At 71.6% G+C, this 21,189-nt stretch carries 24 protein-coding genes; 18 read left to right on the forward strand and 6 right to left on the reverse strand.

Annotated features, from left to right (window positions below):
* Nucleotides 1-295: 295 nt before the first annotated feature.
* The gene (locus tag ACA511_RS21335) at nt 296-1,978 is read right to left on the reverse strand and encodes a bifunctional metallophosphatase/5'-nucleotidase (RefSeq protein ID WP_375026197.1); all 1,683 of its coding nucleotides are present in this window, start codon (nt 1,976-1,978) and stop codon (nt 296-298) included.
* A gap of 118 nt (nt 1,979-2,096) precedes the next feature.
* Between ACA511_RS21335 and mshD the strand changes: the two genes are divergently transcribed.
* The 8 genes from mshD to ACA511_RS21375 all read left to right on the forward strand — a co-directional run bounded on the left by mshD (nt 2,097) and on the right by ACA511_RS21375 (nt 11,240).
* Nucleotides 2,097-2,957: a mycothiol synthase gene (mshD, locus tag ACA511_RS21340; RefSeq protein WP_375026198.1), complete on the forward strand. Its 861-nt coding sequence runs from the start codon at nt 2,097-2,099 to the stop codon at nt 2,955-2,957.
* 257 nt (nt 2,958-3,214) lie between these two features.
* Nucleotides 3,215-4,318 (forward strand): phosphate ABC transporter substrate-binding protein PstS, encoded by a 1,104-nt coding sequence (gene pstS, locus ACA511_RS21345; protein ID WP_375026199.1) that lies wholly within the window; start codon nt 3,215-3,217, stop codon nt 4,316-4,318.
* An 89-nt stretch (nt 4,319-4,407) separates the two neighbouring features.
* A complete protein-coding gene (pstC, locus tag ACA511_RS21350; protein WP_375026200.1) occupies nt 4,408-5,385 on the forward strand; it encodes a phosphate ABC transporter permease subunit PstC in 978 nt (325 codons plus the stop codon).
* Nucleotides 5,382-6,287, forward strand: coding sequence for a phosphate ABC transporter permease PstA (gene pstA / locus ACA511_RS21355; RefSeq protein WP_375026201.1), 906 nt, complete (start codon nt 5,382-5,384; stop codon nt 6,285-6,287). Before pstC ends, pstA begins: the two co-directional genes overlap by 4 nt.
* A gap of 19 nt (nt 6,288-6,306) precedes the next feature.
* A complete protein-coding gene (gene pstB, locus ACA511_RS21360) occupies nt 6,307-7,083 on the forward strand; it encodes a phosphate ABC transporter ATP-binding protein PstB (protein WP_375026203.1) in 777 nt (258 codons plus the stop codon).
* A gap of 107 nt (nt 7,084-7,190) precedes the next feature.
* Nucleotides 7,191-8,330, forward strand: a complete 1,140-nt coding sequence (locus tag ACA511_RS21365; RefSeq protein ID WP_375026204.1) for an EfeM/EfeO family lipoprotein — start codon at nt 7,191-7,193, stop codon at nt 8,328-8,330.
* Between the two features lie 57 nt (nt 8,331-8,387).
* The gene (gene efeB / locus ACA511_RS21370) at nt 8,388-9,596 is read left to right on the forward strand and encodes an iron uptake transporter deferrochelatase/peroxidase subunit (protein WP_375026206.1); all 1,209 of its coding nucleotides are present in this window, start codon (nt 8,388-8,390) and stop codon (nt 9,594-9,596) included.
* A gap of 18 nt (nt 9,597-9,614) precedes the next feature.
* Nucleotides 9,615-11,240 carry a phospholipase C gene (locus tag ACA511_RS21375; protein WP_375026207.1) on the forward strand — a complete coding sequence of 542 codons (1,626 nt, stop codon included), beginning with the start codon at nt 9,615-9,617 and terminating at the stop codon, nt 11,238-11,240.
* Between the two features lie 17 nt (nt 11,241-11,257).
* On the opposite strand, the gene ACA511_RS21380 is transcribed toward ACA511_RS21375, so the two are convergent.
* Nucleotides 11,258-12,163 (reverse strand): alpha/beta fold hydrolase, encoded by a 906-nt coding sequence (locus ACA511_RS21380; protein ID WP_375026208.1) that lies wholly within the window; start codon nt 12,161-12,163, stop codon nt 11,258-11,260.
* Nucleotides 12,164-12,342: 179 nt separating this feature from the next.
* On the reverse strand, nt 12,343-13,059 hold the full coding sequence (locus tag ACA511_RS21385; RefSeq protein WP_375026210.1) for a winged-helix domain-containing protein: 717 nt from the start codon (nt 13,057-13,059) through the stop codon (nt 12,343-12,345).
* Between the two features lie 227 nt (nt 13,060-13,286).
* On the opposite strand from ACA511_RS21385, the gene ACA511_RS21390 reads away from it, so the two are divergent.
* From ACA511_RS21390 to ACA511_RS21435, 10 genes are all read left to right on the forward strand, one after another.
* Nucleotides 13,287-13,541, forward strand: coding sequence for a MoaD/ThiS family protein (locus ACA511_RS21390; protein WP_375026211.1), 255 nt, complete (start codon nt 13,287-13,289; stop codon nt 13,539-13,541).
* A gap of 87 nt (nt 13,542-13,628) precedes the next feature.
* Complete coding sequence (locus tag ACA511_RS21395; protein ID WP_375026212.1) at nt 13,629-14,336, forward strand: DUF2993 domain-containing protein; 708 nt, start codon at nt 13,629-13,631, stop codon at nt 14,334-14,336.
* Between the two features lie 47 nt (nt 14,337-14,383).
* Nucleotides 14,384-14,899 carry a sigma-70 family RNA polymerase sigma factor gene (locus ACA511_RS21400; RefSeq protein ID WP_375026213.1) on the forward strand — a complete coding sequence of 172 codons (516 nt, stop codon included), beginning with the start codon at nt 14,384-14,386 and terminating at the stop codon, nt 14,897-14,899.
* Nucleotides 14,896-15,642, forward strand: coding sequence for an anti-sigma factor family protein (locus ACA511_RS21405; RefSeq protein ID WP_375026214.1), 747 nt, complete (start codon nt 14,896-14,898; stop codon nt 15,640-15,642). Before ACA511_RS21400 ends, ACA511_RS21405 begins: the two co-directional genes overlap by 4 nt.
* 38 nt (nt 15,643-15,680) lie before the next feature.
* Nucleotides 15,681-16,109, forward strand: a complete 429-nt coding sequence (locus ACA511_RS21410; protein ID WP_375026215.1) for a TlpA family protein disulfide reductase — start codon at nt 15,681-15,683, stop codon at nt 16,107-16,109.
* Nucleotides 16,106-16,291 (forward strand): putative leader peptide, encoded by a 186-nt coding sequence (locus tag ACA511_RS21415; RefSeq protein WP_375026216.1) that lies wholly within the window; start codon nt 16,106-16,108, stop codon nt 16,289-16,291. Before ACA511_RS21410 ends, ACA511_RS21415 begins: the two co-directional genes overlap by 4 nt.
* A 77-nt stretch (nt 16,292-16,368) precedes the next feature.
* Nucleotides 16,369-16,806, forward strand: a complete 438-nt coding sequence (locus ACA511_RS21420) for a DUF4395 domain-containing protein (RefSeq protein WP_375026218.1) — start codon at nt 16,369-16,371, stop codon at nt 16,804-16,806.
* Nucleotides 16,803-17,642, forward strand: a complete 840-nt coding sequence (locus tag ACA511_RS21425; RefSeq protein ID WP_375026219.1) for a sulfurtransferase — start codon at nt 16,803-16,805, stop codon at nt 17,640-17,642. The genes ACA511_RS21420 and ACA511_RS21425 overlap by 4 nt, the downstream gene beginning before the upstream one ends.
* A 47-nt stretch (nt 17,643-17,689) precedes the next feature.
* On the forward strand, nt 17,690-17,998 hold the full coding sequence (locus ACA511_RS21430; protein WP_375026220.1) for a DUF1416 domain-containing protein: 309 nt from the start codon (nt 17,690-17,692) through the stop codon (nt 17,996-17,998).
* 247 nt (nt 17,999-18,245) lie between these two features.
* Nucleotides 18,246-19,553, forward strand: coding sequence for a hypothetical protein (locus tag ACA511_RS21435; RefSeq protein WP_375026221.1), 1,308 nt, complete (start codon nt 18,246-18,248; stop codon nt 19,551-19,553).
* On the opposite strand, the gene ACA511_RS21440 is transcribed toward ACA511_RS21435, so the two are convergent.
* Genes ACA511_RS21440 through ACA511_RS21450 form a run of 3 tightly spaced genes read right to left on the reverse strand, consistent with a single transcriptional unit; the run spans nt 19,435 to nt 21,163 of the window.
* Nucleotides 19,435-20,025 carry a hypothetical protein gene (locus ACA511_RS21440; protein WP_375026223.1) on the reverse strand — a complete coding sequence of 197 codons (591 nt, stop codon included), beginning with the start codon at nt 20,023-20,025 and terminating at the stop codon, nt 19,435-19,437. The genes ACA511_RS21435 and ACA511_RS21440 overlap by 119 nt on opposite strands.
* Nucleotides 20,022-20,621, reverse strand: a complete 600-nt coding sequence (locus ACA511_RS21445) for a hypothetical protein (protein ID WP_375026225.1) — start codon at nt 20,619-20,621, stop codon at nt 20,022-20,024. Before ACA511_RS21445 ends, ACA511_RS21440 begins: the two co-directional genes overlap by 4 nt.
* Nucleotides 20,618-21,163: a hypothetical protein gene (locus tag ACA511_RS21450; RefSeq protein WP_375026226.1), complete on the reverse strand. Its 546-nt coding sequence runs from the start codon at nt 21,161-21,163 to the stop codon at nt 20,618-20,620. The genes ACA511_RS21445 and ACA511_RS21450 overlap by 4 nt, the downstream gene beginning before the upstream one ends.
* Nucleotides 21,164-21,189: the final 26 nt, after the last annotated feature.

A 21,189-nucleotide genomic window follows, 5' to 3' on the forward strand; every position in this document is an offset into this window, starting at 1 on the left:
ATTGGGGGGGCGACCCCCCATTCCCCCCGTCACGAGCCGGTCGATCCTCACGCCACGGTGCGGGTTGGTCGCGACCGTGCGGGTTGGCGTCGTGTCGCTGCGGTCGCCCGGCTCGACGGGCATGCCCGCTGCGCTCGCTTGCGCTCGCTCCGCGTGCCTGCCCGTGGTCGTCGCTCAGGTCCGTGTCGATGCTCGGGTCCCACTCCAGGAGGGGCGGTTGTGACACGTCCAGGAGGGGGCTTGGGGGTTGGTGTGCGTGGCCCGGGTGGGTGGTCACCCGGGCCACGCTCACGTTCTACTGGCCGGAGATGCGGGTCAGGGGTGGTGGGGCGATGGTGCCCTGGGCGTTGAAGTAGGCGACGAAGGTGTCCAGGTCTATGGCGCCCAGGACCTGGTCCTGGCCCTCGGTGAAGACGGTGAAGCCGTCGCCGCCGCCGAGCAGGAAGTTGTTCGCCGCGACCTTGTAGGTGGCGGACGGGTCGGCCGGGGCGCCGTCGATCGTGATGGCGGAGACGCGGTCGCCGACCGGCCTGGTCCGGTCGATGGTGAAACGGAGGCTCGCCGAAGGCTGGAGGATCTTCTCGCCCGCGGACGTCCACTGCTGTTCGAGGAGGGCGTCGAGCTGCGCCCCGGTCAGGGACGTCACGCCCATCACGTTGCTGAAGGGCTGGACGGCGAACGCCTCGCCGTAGGTGACGACGCCGTCGCCCTCCGAGCCGCTCGCCGCGTAGGTGAGGTCGGTGCGGACGCCGCCGGGGTTCATCAGCGCGACCTGCGCGCCGAGGTCCTTGGTCCCGGCGAGCTGGGCGTCGGCGATGACGTCGCCGAGCGCGGTCTCGCCGGCGGGGGACGGGGCGCGGGTCAGATCGGCGGTGATCTTGCCGATGGGCTTGTCGGCGATGGTGGAGACGCGGTCCTTCCAGGTCTGGACGAACTTCTCCGTCGCCGGGTCCGGCGGGACGTCGCGGGTGACGACGTGGTTGTCGGCGTTCACGGAGGACCGGACGATGTCGCCGGTCCGCCGGTTCACCTTGAGGTTCACCTCGGTGATGACGCGGCCGAAGGACGAGCCGGAGGAGAACAGGCGCGGCTGCCCGTTCGGGTCCTCGACCGAGCAGAGGTACTGCTGGTGCGTGTGGCCGGACAGGACCATGTCGATCTCCGGGTCGGCCTCCTGCGCGATGCGGGAGCCGGCGCCGGGGACGGTGCCGCACTGGTCGGGACGGGTGCCCGCCTGGACCTGGTCGCCCTCGTGGACGAGCAGCACCATCGCGCGGACGTGCCGCCGCTTCAGCTCGCGGGCCGCCCGGTTCGCCGCGGCGACCTCGTCGTCGAACTCCAGGCCCTTGATGCCCTCGGCGGTGACGATGCTCGGGGTGGTCTTGGTGACCACGCCGATGAACCCGACGCGGACGCCGTTGACGCGCCGGATCGTCCACGGCTTCATGGCCGGCCGGTCGTGCTCCTTCGCCAGCAGGACGTTCGCGGCGAGGTAGTCGAACTTCGCGCCGCGCCAGCGTCCCTCGGGGGAGCATCCGTCGACGGGGTGGCAGCCGCCGTTCTGGATGCGCAGCAGCTCCTGGTAGCCCTCGTCGAACTCGTGGTTGCCGACCGCCGACGCCGTCACGCCGATGTCGCCCATGAACTGGACGGACGGCTCATCATGGTAGGCGGCGGAGATCAGCGGCGAGGCGCCGATCAGGTCGCCCTGCGCGACGGTGAGGGTGTCGCGGTTCCGCAGCTGCTTGAGGTGGGCCGCGATGTAGGAGGCGCCGCCGGCGAGGACGGTGTCGCCGTTCTCGTCGATGGCCCTGCCCGAGCTTCCGGACGGCGGCTCCAGGTTGCCGTGGAAGTCGTTCAGCGCGAGCAGGCGAACGGACGCGGTCGGTGCGGGACGGGCGGCGGCGGGTTGCGCGGCCGGTCCCACGACCGTCAGCCCCGCCGCGGCGCAGGCCAGGATGGTGCGTCGTCGAGTCATTCTGTGGACGGTAGGTCCGCCCGGCATACGGATCCCGGCGGCGCGATGACGTTTCTGTGACGAATCGATCAGGACCCGGACGATCTTCATCGTCGTCCGGCCGCATAGGGTTGCGGACGTGAGTGAGCTGCGGGCGCGCGGGACGCTGGGGGACGCCGAGGTCGCGGAGGCGCTTGCGCTGGTCGACGCGGCGGCGCGGGCCGACGGGGTGGGGCCGCTGTCGGAGCATGCGGTGCTGGCGCTGCGCGGCGGGCGGTCCGGCCCGGCGGTCTCCGACGGCGGGGCGATCGTGGCCTACGCGCACTTCGACCCGGCCACCGCGGACGAGCCGGCGGCCGGGGAGCTGGTCGTCCATCCGGAGCATCGGCGGCGCGGCCACGGGCGCGCCCTGCTGCGGGCGCTGCGTGACGAGGCCCCGCTGCGGGTGTGGGCGCACGGTGATCTTCCGGCGGCCGCCGCGCTGGCCGCCTCGGAGGGGATGGCGCGGGTCCGCGCGCTGTTCCAGATGCGGCGCCCGGCGTCCGATCCGCTGCCGGAGGCGCGCGTCGCCGCCGGGGTGACCGTCCGGACCTTCGAGCCCGGACGGGACGAGCGGGCGTGGCTCGACGTCAACGCCCGCGCCTTCGCCGACCACCCCGAGCAGGGCGCCTGGACGATGGACGACGTCCGCGAGCGGGAGGCCGAGGGCTGGTTCGACCCCGCCGGCTTCTTCCTCGCCGAACGCGATGGGCGGCTCGCCGGGTTCCACTGGACGAAGGTCCATCCCGGCAAGATCGGCGAGGTCTATGTCGTGGGCGTCGACCCCGACGCGCAGGGCCTCGGGCTCGGCCGCGCCCTCACCCTGAAGGGCCTGCATCACCTGCGCGACAACGGCATGGAGCAGATCATGCTCTACGTGGACGAATCCAACGTCGCGGCCGTCCGGCTGTACGAGACGCTGGGCTTCACCAGGTACGCCGTCGACGTCATGTACGCGTAGCGCCCCGCCTCCGCGCAAACCCGGTTGAGCATGTCTCGACCGGGTTTTTGACTGCCTGAGCTGCGCCGTTAACCCGGCGTCCATGGCGAATCGGGGCATTCTTCGCAACCGTGCTCGTTGCCGTTCATCTGCCGTTCACCTGGATCGGGGCGGCTGGTCACCTCGCCTGCCTAGCGTCGCACTCGACGGCGAACCCACCGTCCGGCCGAGGCACGGGACGGGGGACCCGCCCCCGAAAACTCAGAGGAGACCCTCCGGTGAAGAACGGTTCCCGAATCGCCGCCCTGGGCGGCGTGGTCGTCGCGGGCGTGCTGGCCCTGTCCGCCTGCGGGAGCGACAACAACACGACGGCCAATCCGGGCAGCGCCCCGTCCGGCGACATCGACTGCGCGAAGGCCAGCGTCAACGCGGCCGGGTCCAGCGCGCAGAAGAACGCGATCGAGGAGTGGACGAAGCTCTACGCGAGCAGGTGCGCGGGCGCCAACCTGAACTACAGCCCGAGCGGTTCCGGCGCCGGCATCCAGGCGTTCACGAGCGGCCAGGTGTCGTTCGCCGGCTCGGACTCGGCGCTCAAGCCCGAGGAGGCCGCCGCGGCGAAGCAGCGCTGCCAGGGGGGTAACGCGCTGAACCTGCCGATGGTCGTCGGCCCCGTCGCGGTCGTCTACAACCTGCCGGGCGTGGACGGGCTGAAGCTGTCGTCCGAGACCATCGCCAAGATCTTCTCCGGCAAGGTCACGAAGTGGAACGACCCGGCGATCGCCGCGGAGAACGAGGGCGCCGAGCTCCCGTCGTCCGCGATCAAGCCGGTGTACCGCTCGGACGAGTCCGGCACCACCGACAACTTCACGAACTACCTGAACACGGTCGCGCCGAAGATCTGGACGTGGGAGAAGGCCAAGAAGTGGCCGAACTCCACCGGCCAGGGCGCCGCCAAGTCCGACGGCGTCACCAGCCAGGTGAAGAGCACCGCGGGCGCGGTCTCCTACGTGGAGATGTCGTACGCGACCAACAACAAGCTCCAGACCGCGCAGGTGAAGAACGGCGCCGGCGAGTACACCGCGCTGTCGCCGGAGACCGCGTCCAAGGCCGTCGCCGGGGCGAAGGTCACCGGCACCGGCAACGACGTCGCGCTGGAGATCGACTACACGACCAAGGAGCCGGGCGCCTACCCGATCGTCCTGGTCACCTACGAGATCGCCTGTGAGAAGGGGCTGCCGGCCGAGCAGGCCGGGTTCGTCAAGTCCTTCCTCACCTACACCTCCAGCGCGGACGGCCAGAAGATCCTGACCCAGCACGGTTACGCGCCGCTGCCGGAGAACGTGCTCACCAAGGTCCAGACGTCCGTGAAGGCCCTGTCCTGACACCGGACGACGGCACCCGCCGCCCCGCCGCCGACGACCTCGGCGGCGGGGCCCGCGCGGGTTCCGGCGTGATCGAAGGAGGTTCCCCCATGACCACCGAGACCGGCGTCGCGGCGCGCGCCGCCACCCGGGAGGGCGCCGCCGGGCCGATGAGCACCGGACGGGCCGGCGACCGCATCTTCGCCGGGGCGGCCCGGGGCTCCGGCATCACGGTCCTGGCGATCGTCGCGGCGATCGCCGCGTTCCTCGTCTGGAAGGCGATCCCCGCACTCCAGGACAACCGGGCGAACTTCCTCACCACCGAGGAGTGGAACCCGAACGCGACGCCGCCGGAGTTCGGCATCGCGCAGCTGGCGTTCGGCACGGTGATCTCCTCGCTGCTCGCGATGCTCATCGCGACGCCGGTCGCGATCGGGATCGCCCTGTTCATCTCGTTCTACTCGCCGCGGCGGCTGGCGTCCGGGCTCGGCTACGTCGTCGACCTGCTCGCCGCCGTGCCCAGCATCGTGTACGGGCTGTGGGGGCTCGCGTTCCTGTCGCGGCACATGGAGGGGATCAGCGCCTTCCTCAACGCGGCGCTCGGCTGGATCCCGCTGTTCGGCGGCGACAGCCCTGGCAAGAACTCGATCTTCACCGCCTCGGTGGTGCTGGCGATCATGATCCTGCCGATCATCTCGTCCATCTCCCGGGAGGTGTTCCTCCAGGTCCCGCGCGCCAACGTGGAGGCGGCGCTGGCGATCGGCGCCACCCGCTGGGAGATGATCCGGATGGCGGTGCTGCCGTACGGGCGGTCCGGCATGATCGGCGCCTCGATGCTGGGCCTCGGCCGCGCGATGGGCGAGACGATCGCCGTCGCGATGGTGCTGACGTTCGTCCCCGGCATCAACTGGCACATCCTGGAGAACGGCGGCGCGACGTTCGCCGCGAACATCGCCAACAGCTTCGCCGAGGCGTCCGTCACCGGGCGCGGCGCGCTGATCGCCTCCGGCCTCGTGCTGTTCGTGATCACCCTGGTCGTCAACATGGCCGCCCGCGCGGTCGTCGCGCGCCGGAAGGAGTTCGCGTGACCGGCCTGTCCAAGCGCGCCGCGCCGGGGCCCGCGAGCCTGACCTCGGTGTCGCCCGCCCGCAAGATCAAGGACCGGCTCGTCCAGGGGCTGGTCTACCTGGCGTTCGCGCTCGCCCTCGTCCCGCTGGTGTCGGTGCTGTGGACGGTCGTCGTCAACGGCGCCAAGCGGCTCGACCCCACGTTCTTCCAGTTCTCGATGAACGCGGTCAGCGGCAGCGACGCGGGCGGCGGCGCCTACCACGCCATCATCGGCACCCTGGAGCAGGTCGCGATCAGCACCGTGATCGCCGTCCCGCTCGCCATCCTCACCGCGATCTACCTGGTCGAGTACGCCGGCAACGGGCGGCTCGGCAAGGTCGTCAGCTTCACCGTGGACGTGATGACGGGCATCCCGTCCATTGTCGCGGGCCTGTTCGTGCTGGCGCTGTGGCTGCTCACCTTCGGGTTCGACTTCTCCGGGCTCGCCGGGGCGCTGGCCCTGACGATCCTCATGATCCCGACCGTCGTGCGGGCCGCCGAGGAGATGCTGAAGCTCGTCCCGAACGACCTGCGCGAGGCGTCCTACGCGCTCGGCGTGCCGCGCTGGCGGACGATCTGCTTCGTCATCCTGCCGACCGCCATGACCGGGATCGTCACCGGCGTCATGCTCGCCGTCGCCCGCGTGATGGGGGAGACCGCGCCGCTGCTGCTCACGATCTTCTTCACCAAGGCGATCAACAACGACCCGTTCAACGGCCCGCAGGCGTCCCTGCCCACCTTCATCTGGGAGCAGGCCGCCGACCCCAGCCGGCACTCGATCGACCGGGCCTGGACGGGCGCGCTCGTACTGATCGGGATCATCATGCTGCTCAACCTGGTCGCCCGCCTCGTCGCCCGGCGCGCCGCGCCCACGAGCCGCTGACCGTCAGAAAGGAAGACCCATGGCCAAGCGGATCGACGTCTCCGGGCTGCACGCCTACTACGGCGGCGTCCACGCCATCGAGGACATCTCGATGACGATCGAGCCGCGCTCGGTGACCGCGTTCATCGGGCCGTCGGGCTGCGGTAAGTCCACGTTCCTGCGCACGCTGAACCGGATGCACGAGGTCATCCCGGGCGCGCGCGTCGAGGGCAAGGTCATGCTGGACGACGAGGACCTCTACGACACGTCCGTCGACCCCGTCGCGGTGCGCCGCGTCGTCGGCATGGTGTTCCAGCGGCCCAACCCGTTCCCCACCATGTCGATCTACGACAACGTGGCGGCCGGGCTCAAGCTGAACGGCGTGCGCCGCAAGTCCCGCCTGGACGAGATCGTCGAGGACTCCCTGCGCGGCGCCAACCTGTGGAACGAGGTCAAGGACCGGCTCGGCAAGCCCGGCGCCGGCCTGTCCGGCGGCCAGCAGCAGCGCCTCTGCATCGCCCGCGCCATCGCCGTCCAGCCGCAGGTCCTGCTGATGGACGAGCCGTGCTCCGCGCTCGACCCCATCTCCACCCTCGCGATCGAGGACCTGATCGACAAGCTGAAGACCCAGTACACGATCGTGATCGTCACCCACAACATGCAGCAGGCGGCCCGCGTCAGCGACCGGACGGCCTTCTTCAACATCGCCGGCACCGGCAAGCCGGGCAAGCTCATCGAGATCGACGACACCAGCAAGATCTTCGCGAACCCGGAGCAGAAGGCCACCGAGGACTACATCACCGGCCGCTTCGGGTGAAGGCCGCCGGTTTCTGACGGCCGCGCCATGCGGGGGCGGGGTGGTGGTCGATACCGTCGGGCTGGTCTACGGTGCCGTTGGCTCCGGGGCGAGAGGCGGTATGGCCGATGGTCGGGAGGGTGGCGCTGGGCTTCGCCGTGTCCCTGGTCGTCGCGGCCGCTGCGCTGTCGGGTTGCGGGGGCTCGGGCGGGTACGCGGTCACCGTCCAGGTGGGGCGGGCGCACTGCGGGGAGGGGTGGTCCCACTCGGCCGCCGGTACCCGATCCCTGCTGGTCCACAACGGGGACAGTTCGTCTGTCGATGTCACCGTCGTCTCGGGCGGGGCGGTCTTCGCGGAGCTGGAGGACGTCGGGCCGGGGACGACACGTCCGCTGCGCGTCAGTCTCGCTGCCGGGACGTACACGGTCACGTGCCGGCCCGAGGACGCGGCGCTGGTGCGCGGGCCGCGCGTTCGGGTCACTGGGAAGGGCGTAGGCGCGCGTGGTGTGCGGCCCATCACACGGAACGACCTGTATCCGGCGGTGCGGGCGTACCGTGCCCACGTCAGTCGCGGTCTTGGTGTGCTGGAGGAGCGCACGGACGAGTTGCGCGACACCGTCCGGTCGGGGGACCTGGACGCGGCGCGCGCGGCGTGGCTGCCCGCGCATCTGGCGTACGAGCGGCTCGGCGCCGCCTACGGGACGTTCGGCGATGCCGCCGACGAGATCAACGGGCGCCCGGCGGGGTTGCCGGAGGGCGTCCGCGACGCCGGGTTCACCGGGTTCCACCGGGTCGAGCGGGGGCTGTGGCACGGCGAGCCGCCGTCCTCGCTGCGCGGTCCGGCCGACCGGCTCGCCCGCGACGTCAAAGCCCTCCGGGACGACTTCGCGCGCAGGCAGACCGACCCCGACGACCTGGGGCTTCGCGCCCACGAGATCCTGGAGAACACCCTCCGGTCCGAGTTGGCGGGCAAGGCCGACCAGGGCAGCGGGACGGCGCTCGCCACGGCCGCCGCGAACCTCGACGGGACGCGAGCCGTCCTCGCCCCACTGCGTCCCCTCCTCGAACCCCGCATGGACCTCACCGGGATCGACGCCTGGCTCGACCGCACCGAGCGCCTGCTCAAGGCACAGCATCGGCACGGAAACTGGACGCCCCCGACGCGCCTGACCACCATGGAACGCGAACGGATCAACGGCGCCATCGGAGAACTCGTCGAACGCCTGGCGTCGGTCGCGACCATCGCCACGGCGCGAAGAGCATCATGAGACGCGAAAGACCATGCGCAGCGCGTGGTCGGCGGGTGGGCGCGTAGTGGAGTGGGCGTGAAAGGCGTGAGCGGGCCGGGGCGGCGGACGTTTCTGCGCGGGGCGGTCGCGGCAGGGGTGGCGGGGGCGGTCGTCCAGGGGGCGCCGGCGGGCGGCGCGAAGGCGACCGTGCCCGCATTCCACGGCGTCCACCAGGCCGGGATCCTGGATGAGCCGCAGGCCCGCGCGATCGTCGTCGCGTTCGACGTGATCGGTGAGCGGCGCACCGAACTCGTCGACCTGTTCCGCGGGCTGACGGCCCGCGCCAGGGCGCTGACCAGCGGGGGCGCGCCGCAGCAGGTGGGTGTCGCCGGGCCGCCGCCCGACTCCGGCATCCTCGGGCCGGACGTTCCGGCGGGCGGGCTGACGGTGACCGTCGGCGTCGGCGCGTCCCTGTTCGATGACCGCTTCGGGCTGGTCGCACGGCGTCCCGCCCGGCTGACCGAGATGCGGACGTTCCCGGGCGACGACCTCGATCCGGCCTGGTGCCATGGCGATCTGCTGCTGAGGTTCGGCGCGGCCGACGAGGACACCGTCCTGCACGCGTTGCGGGACGTGTGCCGGCACACGCGCGGTGCGATGCAGATCCGGTGGCGGATGAACGGGTTCAGCAGCAGGCCGCGCCCGTCCGGGACGCCCCGCAACCTCATGGGGTTCAAGGACGGCATCGCCAACCCGGACGTCGCGCGCCGCGCCGATATGGAACGCCTCGTCTGGGCCGCGCGGGACGGGTCCGAGCCGGCCTGGACGGCGGGCGGCACGTACCAGGTCGTCCGGCTGATCCGGATGCTCGTGGAGTTCTGGGACCGGGTCGGCCTCGCCGAGCAGGAGCGGATGTTCGGCCGCGCCCGCGAGACGGGCGCGCCGCTCGACGGGACCCGGGAGCGCGACGAACCCCGCTACGCCGCGGACCCGGTCGGCGACGTCATACCGCTGACCAGCCATATCCGGCGCGCGAACCCGCGCGTCCCGGAGACCGACGGCAGCCGCGTCCTGCGCCGCGCGTGGAACTACGACCGGGGCGTGGACGAGGCGGGCGATCTCGACATGGGGCTCGTCTTCACGTGCTTCCAGCAGGATCCGCGGCGTCAGTTCGAGGCCGTCCAGGAACGGTTGCTGGACGAGCCGCTCACCGACTACATCTCTCCGTTCGGTGGCGGCTATTTCTTCGTACTTCCGGGTGTCGCGGACGACTCGGACCACTTCGGCAGCGCTCTGCTGACGTAGAACGGCGAAGGAGGAGACATGGGAAGGCCCGCGATGCTGGCCGCGTCCGTGGTGGCGGCCGGGGTGCTGGCGGCCTTCGGCGCCGGCTGCGAGTCGGCGGGGGGACCCGGCAAGGCGGGGCTCAGCCCGTCCGGTGCGTCTCCTTCCGGGAGCGCGGGAGGCCGGGCGACGCAGACGCCGATCGAGCACGTCGTGGTCATCTACGGGGAGAACATCTCGTTCGACCACTACTTCGGGACCTATCCGAAGGCCGCCAACACCGATGGCACGCCATTCCACGCCGCCGGGAACACCCCGAAGGTCAACGGGCTGACGAAGAAGCTCCTGAAGCGGAACCCCAACCGCTACGACCCGCGGCGGCTGAGTCGTTCCCAGGCGCTCACCTGCGACCAGAACCACAGCTACGGCGCCGAGCAGAAGGCCGTCAACGGCGGCCGCATGGACAGGTTCGTCGAGTTCACCGAGCACGACAAATGCACGGGGCAGCCCATTCTCTTCGGCGAGCCCGGCCTCGTCATGGACTACTTCGACGGCAACACCGTCACCGCCATGTGGAACTACGCGCAGCACTACGCGATGAGCGACAACGCGTGGGACTCGATCTTCGGGCCGTCCACGCCCGGTGCGCTCAACCTGATCTCGGGGCAGACGTACGGCGGGTACGCCGTCGACCCGAAGACGCACAAGAAGGTCTCGGACGCGTCCGTGGTGGCGTCCCCGGGCAGGAACGGCATCGGGACGGTCATCACCGACCCTGACCCGGCGTTCGACGACTGCTCGAACAACGGCCACACGGCGGACAACAACCTCGCCGTGATGACCGGCCGCAACATCGGCGACCTGCTCAACGCGAAGAACGTCACGTGGGGCTGGTTCCAGGGCGGTTTCCGTCCGACCGGGACGAAGAACGGGTACAAGGTGTGCGGCGCCGCCCACGCCAACATCGGCAAGAACCAGGTCATCGACTACAGCCCGCACCACGAGCCGTTCCAGTACTACAAGTCGACGGCCAACGAGAAGCACCTGCCGCCGTCGTCGGTCTCCGCGATCGGCCGCACCGACCGCGCCAACCACCAGTACGACCTGAAGGATTTCGACGCCGCGCTCGCCGCGCACACCATGCCCGCCGTCTCCTTCCTGAAAGCCCCCGCCTACCAGGACGGTCACGCGGGCTACTCCGACCCGCTGGACGAGCAGAGGTTCGTCGCCGCGACGGTCAACAGGATCCAGCGGTCGCCCGAGTGGGAGTCGACCGCCGTGATCCTCGCCTACGACGACTCCGACGGCTGGTACGACCACGTCCGGCCGCACATCACCAACGGCTCCGACGACCCCGCCCAGGACCAGCCCGCCTGCCGCCGCGTGCGGGCGGCCGGCGGGCACAGGGACCGCTGCGGCCCCAGCCAGCGCCTCCCCCTGCTCGTGATCTCGCCCTACGCGAAGGTCGACCACCTGGACCACCACCTGGTGGAGCAGGCGTCCGTCCTGCGTTTCATCGAGGACAACTGGCGCACCGGCCGCATCGGCGGCACGTCCTTCGACACCCGGGCCGGCACCCTCGCCCACATGTTCGACTTCGGCCGTCCGGCGGCGGGCCGCCTCCTCCTCGACCCGGGCACGGGGGCCGTCGCCTCCCGCTCCTGACCGGCCGCGACCGGACGTCAGGCGGCGTCCGCGGCCTGGGCGGCGACCCGCTGGATCGCCTTGACGGCCACGTCGGGCTGGTCGGCGTAGATGTAGTGCTCGCTCTTCTCGGCCGTGCTCGCCTTGCTGCGGCCGGACACCGCGAGCCACTTGCGCTGCCCAGCCGTCCACGCCCGCTCCAGGCCCGGGCCGTACTGGGGAACGGCCGCGAGGTACTGCTTGCCGTGCCCGATCACCTCGACGGGGATGCTCCCGGCCGAACGGACCTTCCCGTCGCCGAAGACGAGCTTCTCCGGGTTCTGCCCCTTGCCCACCGCGAGGCTCTTCGCACGCAGCTCGGCCGCCGGGCCGGTCGCGGACGCGGGGATCGCGTTCTCGATGTCGGCGGCCGAGGTCGGCGAGGTGGCGTCCAGCAGGACCAGGCCCTTCACCGCGCCCTTGTGGTCGGGGGCGTACCGGGCGGCGATCATCCCGCCCAGCGAGTGCCCGGCCAGGACGACCGGTCCGTCCCCGGCGACCCGGTCGATCACCCCGGTGAGGACCTTCCCGGTGGCGGCGAGGCTCTGCGGCCCGTCCGGCCGGTCGCTCTTGCCCTCGCCGAGCCGGTCGTAGGAGCACACCCGGTTCTTCTCGGCCAGGGTCTTCTGGACGGCGGACATCTTGTCGAGCCCGTCCCCCAGGCCGGGCATCAGGACGATCACGGGCTCGTTCTTCGCCGCGCCGCCCGCGCACGACACGTGCACCGACTTGCCCGCGATCTCGATCTTCTTGGCGCCGGTGAACCCGTCCGCGGCCTTCTTCGGGGAGGCGGAGCCGAACGGGAACGAATCCGTCCCCGAGACGTCGTCGCAACCGGTGAGCGCCGCGCCGGCGACGGCGCAGCACAGCGCGATGGCGGCGGTCGACCTGATCTTGCGAGTCATGATTTCCTCCGGCGAAAGAATGGCGTTCCGAAATGTTCCGGTGAGCGCTCTCGCTCACGTTGGAAACGCTATTGATTCGCCGGTCGCGTGATCATCACCGCGCGGTGGACAATCGCCGGTAGCTCGGACGGGGGACAGCGGACGGCGCCCGCGCCGGCCGGACGCTCCGCCGGTGCGGATCAGGCGCGGGCGGGGGTCTTCTCTTCGCTGTCGCCGGGCCGGTGGTCGGGGACGAAGCGGTAGCCGACGTTGCGGACGGTGCCGATCAGCGACTCGTACTCGGCGCCCAGCTTGGCGCGCAGGCGGCGGACGTGGACGTCCACGGTGCGTGTGCCGCCGAAGTAGTCGTAGCCCCAGACCTCCTGGAGGAGCTGGGCGCGGGTGAACACCCGGCCCGGGTGCTGCGCCAGGTACTTCAGCAGCTCGAACTCCTTGAACGTCAGGTCGAGGACGCGGCCCCGCAGGCGGGCGGTGTAGGTGGCCTCGTCGATGGTGAGGTCGCCGCTGCGGATCTCGCCGGGGACCTCGTCGTCGTCGCCGGCGGCGGCCGCGCGGCCCGCGGCGAGGCGGAGGCGGGCCTCGACCTCGGCGGGCCCGGCGGTCTGGAGCAGGACGTCGTCCAGGCCCCATTCGGGGGTGAGGGCGGCGAGGCCGCCTTCGGTCACGATGGCGAGGAGCGGGCAGTCGAGGCCGGTGGTGCGCAGCAGGCGGCACAGGCTCTTGGCCTGGACCAGGTCGCGGCGGGCGTCCACCAGCAGGATCTCGGCGGGCGGCGCGTCGATGAGCGCGGACGCCTCGGCGGGCGCGACGCGCACGGAGTGCAGCAGGAGCCCGAGCGCGGGCAGGACCTCGTCGGAGGGCTCCAGTGCGTTGGTCAGCAAGAGCAGGCTGCTCAAGTGCCGCCTCCCGTCCAAAGACGTTAGGACCCAGGCGGCTCATCCCCCAAACCCCGCCCGTGGCCGGCGACTCGAAGACGAGGTGACCATGAAGGGTCTTTCGGATGAACTCCATGGCCTCGTCGCCCGGATCCCTCAACCAGAGCATAACGGAACCGTCCCCGCCGGTCTCGGCCGCCGCCGTGATCACGTCCGATGCACGGCGTGCCGCGATGAATACTGGACGCATGGGCAAGGGGACGATGCGGTACTGGGCGGCGGCCAAGGCGGCGGCGGGGACGCATGAGGAGCCGTACGAGGCGGGGACGCTGGCGGAGGCGCTGGCCGAGGCCCTGTCGGGGCGGGACGAGGAGTTCGCGCGGGTCATCCGCCGCAGCTCGTTCCTCATCGACGGGGATCCGGTGGGCGGCCGCCCGCACGAGTCCGTCGCGCTGCCGGACGGCGGTGTCGTGGAGGTGCTGCCGCCGTTCGCCGGAGGGTGACCGGAGGTCATCCTCCAGCGCGACCCGGTATGTGGTGAATGCCCATTAAAGTGTGGCGGATCGCATGCCGCGGCCCGAAGGAGAGACATGCGGAAAGTACTGCTGGTGCTGTTGGTCCTCGCGGCCGTGGTGCTGGTCGCGGCGGACCGGCTCGGCGTGCGCGTCGCCGAGGACAAGATCGGCGAGCAGGTGGCCGCGCAGTACAACCTGCAGCGGCAGCCCGACGTCACGATCCACGGCATCCCGTTCCTGACGCAGGCGGTCGGCGGCGAGTACAAGCACATCGAGGTCGGCATCGGCGACTGGACGGAACGGGGCGTCACCGTCACCGGCGTCAAGGTGGACATGCGGGGCGTGGACGCGCCGCTGTCGGAGGTCAGCAAGGGCAGCGCCGCGAACGTCACCGCGCAGACCGCGACCGCGTCCGCCGTCATCCCCTATGACGTGATCAAGAAAGAGGCGCCGAAGGAGATCCAGCGGATCGGGCCGAAGGGCGACGACCTCTCGGTCGACCTGACCGGCGACATCCTCGGCTTCGCCCTCACCGGGACCGCCGTCGTGGAGGTCGAGCCGACCGCCAAGGGCATCGCGATCTCGCCCGTCTCGGTGGGGTCGAACGGCGCCGCGCAGATCCCGCTGGCGCTGGTGAAGCGGCAGCTGACCTGGGTCGTCCCGGTGACCGACCTGCCGGTCGGCTCGCGGATCAGCCGGATCGAGCCGACGCCGGACGGGCTGCGCGTCGCCGCGACCGCCGAGAACGTCCGGCTGAACGATCTCCAGCAGGTCCCGAAATAGCCCGAGACCCGGGTGAACCGGCCCGCCGGGGCGTACGTGTCAGTGGTGTGGGTCCGACCGCGGACGAGGGGTTGCTTCGCGCCCTGTACAGCGAGCATGGGGGTCCCCTCCACGGGTACGTCCTGCGGCTGACGGGAGGGGACCGCACCCAGGCCGAGGACGTCGTGCAGGAGACGCTGCTGCGCGCCTGGAGGCATCCCGACGCGCTGGCGGGGCGTCCGGTGCGGCCCTGGCTGTTCACGGTCGCGCGGAACCTGGTCGTGGACGCGCACCGCGCCAAGCGCGCCCGGCCGCCGGAGACCGGCATCGACGAGCACGTCATGATGACGGCCGACGGCTCCGACGACATCGACCGGGCCCTGGAGTCCTGGACGGTGGCGGAGGCGCTGGCCGGGCTGAGCCCGTCCCACCGGGCGGTCCTGGTCGAGACCTATTACAAGGGCCGGTCGGTGGCGGAGGCGTCCAGGACCCTCGGCATACCGCCCGGCACGGTGAAGTCCCGCACCTTCTACGCGCTGCGGGCGCTCAAGCTCGCATTGGAGGAGCGGGGGTTGGCGCCATGAACGGCTGCACGGACGTGCGCACCTCACTCGGCGTGTACGTGCTCGGCGCGCTCGACCCCGGCGAGCGGAACCAGGTGGAGCACCACCTGGAGCACTGCCCCGCCTGCCGGGACGAACTCGCCGGGCTGGCCGGCCTGCCCGCGATGCTCGGACGGGTCGAGCGGGAGCAGCTCGAGAGCGTCGTCCCCCCGCAGGACGACTCGCCGCCGCCCGAGCTGCTCGACCGGCTGCTGGCCAGGGCCGCCGAGCGGCGGAGGGGACGGCTCGGCCGGCTGACCGGCGGGCTGACCGGTGGGCGGGGCGCCGGGGGGTGGGCCCCGCTCGCCGCAGCCGCGTGCCTGCTGCTCGTCATCGGCGGCCTGCTCGGCGGTCTCGTCCTGCCGATCGGGTCGGACGGCACCGCCGCGGCGCCCCCGCCGTCCGCGACGGCGCCGCCCGCGGCGACCGCCGAGCGGATCAGCGCGGCGAACCCCGCGAGCAACATCAAGGGCTACGTGGTGCTCCGCAGGAAGGAGTGGGGGACCGAGGTCGAACTCCACCTGGCCGGGGTGAAGAAGGGGTCGCACTGCCGGCTGCTGGTGATCGCGCGGGACGGCCGCCGGGACGCGCTCGGCAGCTGGTACGTCCCGTACGACGAGGGCTACGGCGAGTACCGCGGGTCGACGATGTTCCCCCGCGGCCAGCTGTTCTCGTTCGAGATCGTCGGGCTGGACGGCCGGCCGCTCCTCACCATCCCGACCTGAACGGAAGAAAACGCGGCCCCCGCGGGTTGGGCATAGCGATGACCGGAGCATTGATCGCAGCGGCGGTCCTGATCGCGGCCACGGTGTTCGGCCTCGTCCGGCGGCGCCGTGACGGGGTGCTGCGCGCCCGGCGGCGGGACGGGAGTGACGAGGTGGCCGAGACGATCCGGCCGGACGACGTGGGCGCCGAACTCGGCGAGAAGGCGACGCTCCTGCAGTTCTCCAGCGCGTTCTGCGCGCCGTGCCGCGCCACCCGCCGCGTCCTCGGCGAGGTCACCGGGATGGTGGACGGCGTCGCGCACGTCGAGCTCGACGCCGAGGCGCACCTGGACCTCGTCCGCCGGCTGAACGTCGTGCGGACCCCGACCGTCCTCGTCCTCGACGGCTCCGGACGCGTCGTCCGCCGCGCCACCGGCGCGCCCCGCAAGCCCGACGTCATCGCGGCTCTCGGCGAGGTCATCGCGTGAACACCGGCCTCGCGACCTGCGCTAAGAGGAATGTCACCGTCTCGGAAGGCGAGACGGATGTGACAGCGCGTGGATTGCCGCTTAACATCGAGTCCGTGCGTTACTGGACAGAGCAGACGCTCACGAAGCGCCGCGCGGTGGACTTCTGCCGCGTGGCCGCCTCGCTCTGTCGCATGGCCTGAGGCATCGAGCCCGTCCGCCCCCGAGCACGTAGATTTCCAGCTCGTACGCACGCTTCCACTCCGCCAGGAGCACCCCGATGCAGGTCGATCCGCGTGGGCCGCGCTTCGGTGCAGCCGTCACGACGTTCGTCCTCATCGTGGTGCTGGTGACCGGAAGCTGGGCACTGCTCGCCGCTCAGGCCGTCGTGTTCGCTCTCGCGACCTTCCTCGGCCTCCGGTACGCCCCGTACGGTCTGGCGTTCAAAGTGCTGATCCGTCCCCGGCTCGCGCCGCCCAGGGAACTGGAGGACGCCGCCCCGCCCCGCTTCGCGCAGGGTGTCGGCCTCGCGTTCGCCCTGGCCGGAACGGCCGGATATCTGACGGGGACCACCTGGCTCGGCATCGGTGCCACCGCCCTCGCGCTGGCGGCGGCGTTCCTGAACGCGGTGTTCGGGTTCTGCCTCGGCTGCGAGATGTACCTGCTCTTCCGACGTATCACCGCGAAAGTTCGCTCCGAGAGGGAGGTTCCCGCATGAGCCGCTCAGACGTCCTGGTGGACACCGACTGGGTTGAGTCCAACCTGGACGCGCCCGGCCTGGTTCTCGTCGAGGTCGACGAGGACGTGTCCGCCTACGACAAGGGCCACATCCGTGGCGCCGTGAAGATCGACTGGAAGACCGAGCTGCAGGACCCGGTCCGCCGCGACTTCGTGGACAAGACCGGGTTCGAGCAGCTGCTGTCCGCCAAGGGCATCGCCAACGACGACCTGGTGATCCTTTACGGCGGCAACAACAACTGGTTCGCGGCCTACGCGTACTGGTACTTCAAGCTGTACGGCCACGACAAGGTGAAGCTGCTCGACGGCGGCCGCAAGAAGTGGGAGCTGGACTCCCGCGAGCTGGTGACCGACGTCCCGTCCCGTCCGGCGACCGACTACAAGGCCAAGGACCAGGACCTGGCCATCCGCGCCTACCGCGACGAGGTCGTCGAGGCGATCGGCAAGCAGAACCTCGTGGACGTCCGGTCGCCCGACGAGTTCAGCGGCAAGCTGCTCGCCCCGGCGCACCTGCCGCAGGAGCAGTCGCAGCGGGCCGGGCACATCCCGACCGCGCGCAGCATCCCGTGGTCCAAGGCGGCCAACGACGACGGCACGTTCAAGTCCGACGACGAGCTGCGCGCGCTCTACACCGAGGCCGGCGTCGACCTGAACAAGGACACCATCGCCTACTGCCGCATCGGTGAGCGCTCCTCGCACACCTGGTTCGCGCTCCGCGAGCTGCTCGGCATCGAGAACGTGAAGAACTACGACGGTTCCTGGACCGAGTACGGCTCGCTGATCGGCGTGCCGATCGAGCTCGGCGCCCCCAAGTAGCCCGCGTCCGCACCTAAGTCCGCAGACTTGCCGAAGCTGGAGGAGCTATGACCCAGGGCTGCGCAGCACCCGAGCAGACGGCGCACTTGCCCGCGACCGTCGACCTGACCAACGAGGCCGTCATCCAGGGCACCGTCACCCGTGACGGCGCCCCGGTGTCCAGCGCCTACGCCCGCCTGCTCGACTCGTCCGGCGAGTTCACCGCCGAGGTGGTCACGGGCGACGAGGGCGTGTTCCGGTTCTTCGCCGCCGACGGCGACTGGACCGTGCGCGTCCTCGCGGCGGGCGGCGTGAGCGTCGACAGCACCGTCACCGCGAAGACCGGGGAGGTCGCCGGCCTCCAGGTCGCGATCTAGCCGAGCCCGGCCGCCGAACCCCGCCGTCCCGCCCATCCGGGACGGCGGGGTTCGTCATGTCGTCCCCCGAGCGCGGGGGCCGGGCCGGACCGCGGGCGGGCGGGCGCACCGCCCGCCCGCTCCGCGGCCGGAACCGGCCCGCGGCCGGAACCGGCCGCACCCTGCGCCCGCCGCGATGATCGGCGTGGCGCCGCGCGTTCCGGTCTGCCGAGCCGGCCGTCCCACGGATCGTTTACGATCGGGCGCCATGGCCTGGCCGTCCGCGCGTTCGCCGCTCGTCCTCCCGTGGGCCGCCCTGAAGCTCGCGGGACGGTTCGTCCTGCCGCTGTCCCTGTGGTTCACGGTGGGGGAGCTGCTCCGCTACGGCGCGATGTACGGGGGCTACAAGCTCGGGACGATGAAGGGCACGGCCGTGTCCGTCGCGCCGATCGTCACGATCGGCCTGCTCGTGGTGATCACGCTGACGGTCACGGTGCTGATGGTGCACAGCGTCCGGGAGGGCCTGGACGTCGTGCACGCCCGCGAGGCGGACGGCGACCTGACGCCGTGGGCGGTCGGCAACGAGGAACCGGTGATCGGCGCGATCGGCCGCGCCGCGCTCCCGTTCGTCATCTTCTACCTGGCGTGGGGCCTGCAGAGCGAGGACGCCCGCGAGTTCGCGTCGTCCGCCGCGAGCCGCGGGTTCGCCGAGGGCGGCCTCGAAGGGCAGATCGAGGGCGCCGGGATGCTCCTCTCGCTGGAGAAGCACATCGGCCTCGCGATCGGCCTCACCGCCGGGCTGTTCGTGCTGAAGGTGCTGGCGGAGTGGCGGCTGGAGGCGCGGCTGCCCCGCGCCATCGGCGCGCTCGTCGCCTTCCTGGAGATCAACTTCGCGCTGTTCGGCATCTTCACCATCGACCACCTGCGCGGCCTCGGCGTCGGCTGGTTCACCGGGCGGGAGGTGTGGGGCTGGGTGACCGGCGTCGCGGGCCCCGCGTTCGACCTGTGGCCGACGTTCAAGGACGCCGTCCTCGGCGCGCTGATCTGGCTCGTGATCGCCGGCGTGATCCTCGGGCTGGACGCGGCGGACGAGCGGGTCGTGCTCGGCGGCGGCCGCGCGGCGCGGCGGCTCGCGCGGGCCGGCGGGATCGACCGGACGAACAGTCCCCGCGAGCTGCTCACCCGAGGGTTGCGGGAGATGTGGCTGCCCGCCTGGTACGGGCTGCGGCTCGTCCGCCGGTCCGGGATGATGCCGTTCGCCGCGTTCGCCCTGCTGTTCGCCGGGCTGCACGTGGGGGAGGACGCGACCCGCCGGCTGGTGTACGAGCTGATCGGCCCGCACGAGGTGACGTGGTGGATGCAGTGGCTCCCCGCCGTCGGCTACGGGACGGGCCTCGTGTTCGAGATCCTGCGGGTGTGCCTGCTGGCGGCGGCGTTCAACCTGGTGATGGCGCGGGTCAGTGCACGAAACGCAGCGAAGCCAGCGGGGCCCCCAGCTTCCGTGACTCCTTCGGCTCCTGGATCTGTAGTTGCAGCGCCTCCGCCTTGGAGCGGGGCACCGTCCCCCGGACGGTGACGCGCATCGCGACACCCGCCTTCGGCTCGGTCCTCCGGAACCCGTTCGCGAACCATGTGCGGCCGTCGCCGTCGCGGAACCGGTACCGCAGGCCGTAGGAGCCGACGGCCTTGGCGCTGGCGGCGTCCGAGGGGCGGACGGCGACCTCCAGCCGCAACTCGACGACGTCGCTCCGCGTCTCGCCGTCCTGGGCGGTGCCGAGCGGCGCGGCCGTCCGCCGGTCGAAGATCTTCCATTGCGCGCCGGCCAGCTCGCCGATCCGGCCTTCGGGGACGGTCGTCACCTTCTCCGGCGGTTTCAGGGACTTCCGGACGTTCTCGGTCTCGTCCAGCCACGGCAGGACGAGCATCGCCGCCATCGCGCACGTGAGCGCGATCGCCTGCACGATCCGCCGGTCGCGGGGACGCATCCCGGGCCGTCCGGGCGGGCCGGGCAGCGGGATCCCGTCGGGCCGGGTGTCGGAGGCCGTCATGACGTCGCCCTGACCTGGTAGCGGTCGGCCGCGGCCCGGATCAGCCCGGCCGCCCGGCCCTCGGTGAGCCCGAGGTCGATGTCGGCCGCCGCCGACAGCTGCGGCAGCAGGCCGCCGGTGCCGACGACGAGATGCGCGCCCTCCACCCGGTCCTTCGGCAACTCGAACAGCAGCTTGGTGGACGTCCAGATCATCGGCTGGTACGTCGGCTGGTTGACCGAGACGTCCACGGTGCGCGGATCGCCCTGGAACGTGTAGCCGCCCGGCGTCTCCAGCTCCGCCGTCCGCAGCTGGAGCGGTTCGCGCGCCGCCGTCGCGCTGAGCCGGACGATCAGGAACACGCCGTCCGTCCCGACCGGGGGCTTGCCGCCGAGCGAGAGGCTCGGCTCCAGCGACCGCGCCGCGTCGACCTTCTCCACCCGCACGCCGAAGTCGCGGGTCATGACCTTCTCGCCGACCGTCCCGTCCGTCCGGATCGGCTCCAGCGCCTCCGCCCTGACCTCCGGCCGGACGGAGTGCAGCCACATCGCGCCGGCGAGCAGGACCGTCCCGCCGAGCCCGGCGCCGCCCCGCAGCAGCATCTGCCGCGCGTTCACGTCCGACTCACCGGCAGTGTGAGGCGGCCGGCGAGCGCGTCGCTGCCGAGCGTGATGATCCAGTTGTAGGTGACATCGGTGAACCCGTGCTCGTACCGCCACTGGCGCAGGCCCACGGTCAGGCTCGCGGGCGAGTCCGCCGGGCCCGCCTCCCACATCGCGGACGCGTCGACCGGCAGCCCCGGCTGCGCCACCTCGGTGTTCGAGCCGCCGGAGACCCCTTCGATGCGGTCGGGCTCGACCCACTTGCCGGCCTTGGTCAGCGCGACGACGCCCTTCGCCAGCCCGCTGCCGCCCAGCGACTTGGTCTCCTTGCCCTTGTTGAGCACCCGCATCCGCACGATGAGGAACCGCTTCTGACCGCTGCCGAACGGATCGTCGGACATCCCGATCCTCGCGTCGTGGACGGTCACGGTGAACAGCCCGAGGTCGAGCGCCTCTCCCGCCTTCCTGGCCGGCTGCTCGGGCGTCTTCTCGAACCCGCCCGCCAGCCAGACCACCGGCACGAGGATCCCGACCACGGCGGCGACGGCGAGCGGCACGAGCCGGCGCCGTGCGGGCGCGCTTC

It is taken from the genome of Actinomadura sp. GTD37 (assembly GCF_041951365.1).
Lineage (GTDB): Bacteria > Actinomycetota > Actinomycetes > Streptosporangiales > Streptosporangiaceae > Spirillospora.

Coding starts and splice junctions, on each gene's coding strand:
- ACA511_RS21430 (WP_375026220.1), top strand. CDS start 17,690: ATGACCCAGGGCTGCGCAGCACCCGAGCAGACGGCGCACTTGCCCGCG.
- ACA511_RS21405 (WP_375026214.1), top strand. CDS start 14,896: ATGAACGGCTGCACGGACGTGCGCACCTCACTCGGCGTGTACGTGCTC.
- ACA511_RS21365 (WP_375026204.1), top strand. CDS start 7,191: ATGGTCGGGAGGGTGGCGCTGGGCTTCGCCGTGTCCCTGGTCGTCGCG.
- ACA511_RS21335 (WP_375026197.1), bottom strand. CDS start 1,978: ATGACTCGACGACGCACCATCCTGGCCTGCGCCGCGGCGGGGCTGACG.
- ACA511_RS21395 (WP_375026212.1), top strand. CDS start 13,629: ATGCGGAAAGTACTGCTGGTGCTGTTGGTCCTCGCGGCCGTGGTGCTG.
- ACA511_RS21435 (WP_375026221.1), top strand. CDS start 18,246: ATGGCCTGGCCGTCCGCGCGTTCGCCGCTCGTCCTCCCGTGGGCCGCC.
- ACA511_RS21420 (WP_375026218.1), top strand. CDS start 16,369: ATGCAGGTCGATCCGCGTGGGCCGCGCTTCGGTGCAGCCGTCACGACG.
- ACA511_RS21380 (WP_375026208.1), bottom strand. CDS start 12,163: ATGACTCGCAAGATCAGGTCGACCGCCGCCATCGCGCTGTGCTGCGCC.
- ACA511_RS21425 (WP_375026219.1), top strand. CDS start 16,803: ATGAGCCGCTCAGACGTCCTGGTGGACACCGACTGGGTTGAGTCCAAC.
- pstC (WP_375026200.1), top strand. CDS start 4,408: ATGACCACCGAGACCGGCGTCGCGGCGCGCGCCGCCACCCGGGAGGGC.
- pstB (WP_375026203.1), top strand. CDS start 6,307: ATGGCCAAGCGGATCGACGTCTCCGGGCTGCACGCCTACTACGGCGGC.
- ACA511_RS21390 (WP_375026211.1), top strand. CDS start 13,287: ATGGGCAAGGGGACGATGCGGTACTGGGCGGCGGCCAAGGCGGCGGCG.
- ACA511_RS21440 (WP_375026223.1), bottom strand. CDS start 20,025: ATGACGGCCTCCGACACCCGGCCCGACGGGATCCCGCTGCCCGGCCCG.
- ACA511_RS21375 (WP_375026207.1), top strand. CDS start 9,615: ATGGGAAGGCCCGCGATGCTGGCCGCGTCCGTGGTGGCGGCCGGGGTG.
- ACA511_RS21410 (WP_375026215.1), top strand. CDS start 15,681: ATGACCGGAGCATTGATCGCAGCGGCGGTCCTGATCGCGGCCACGGTG.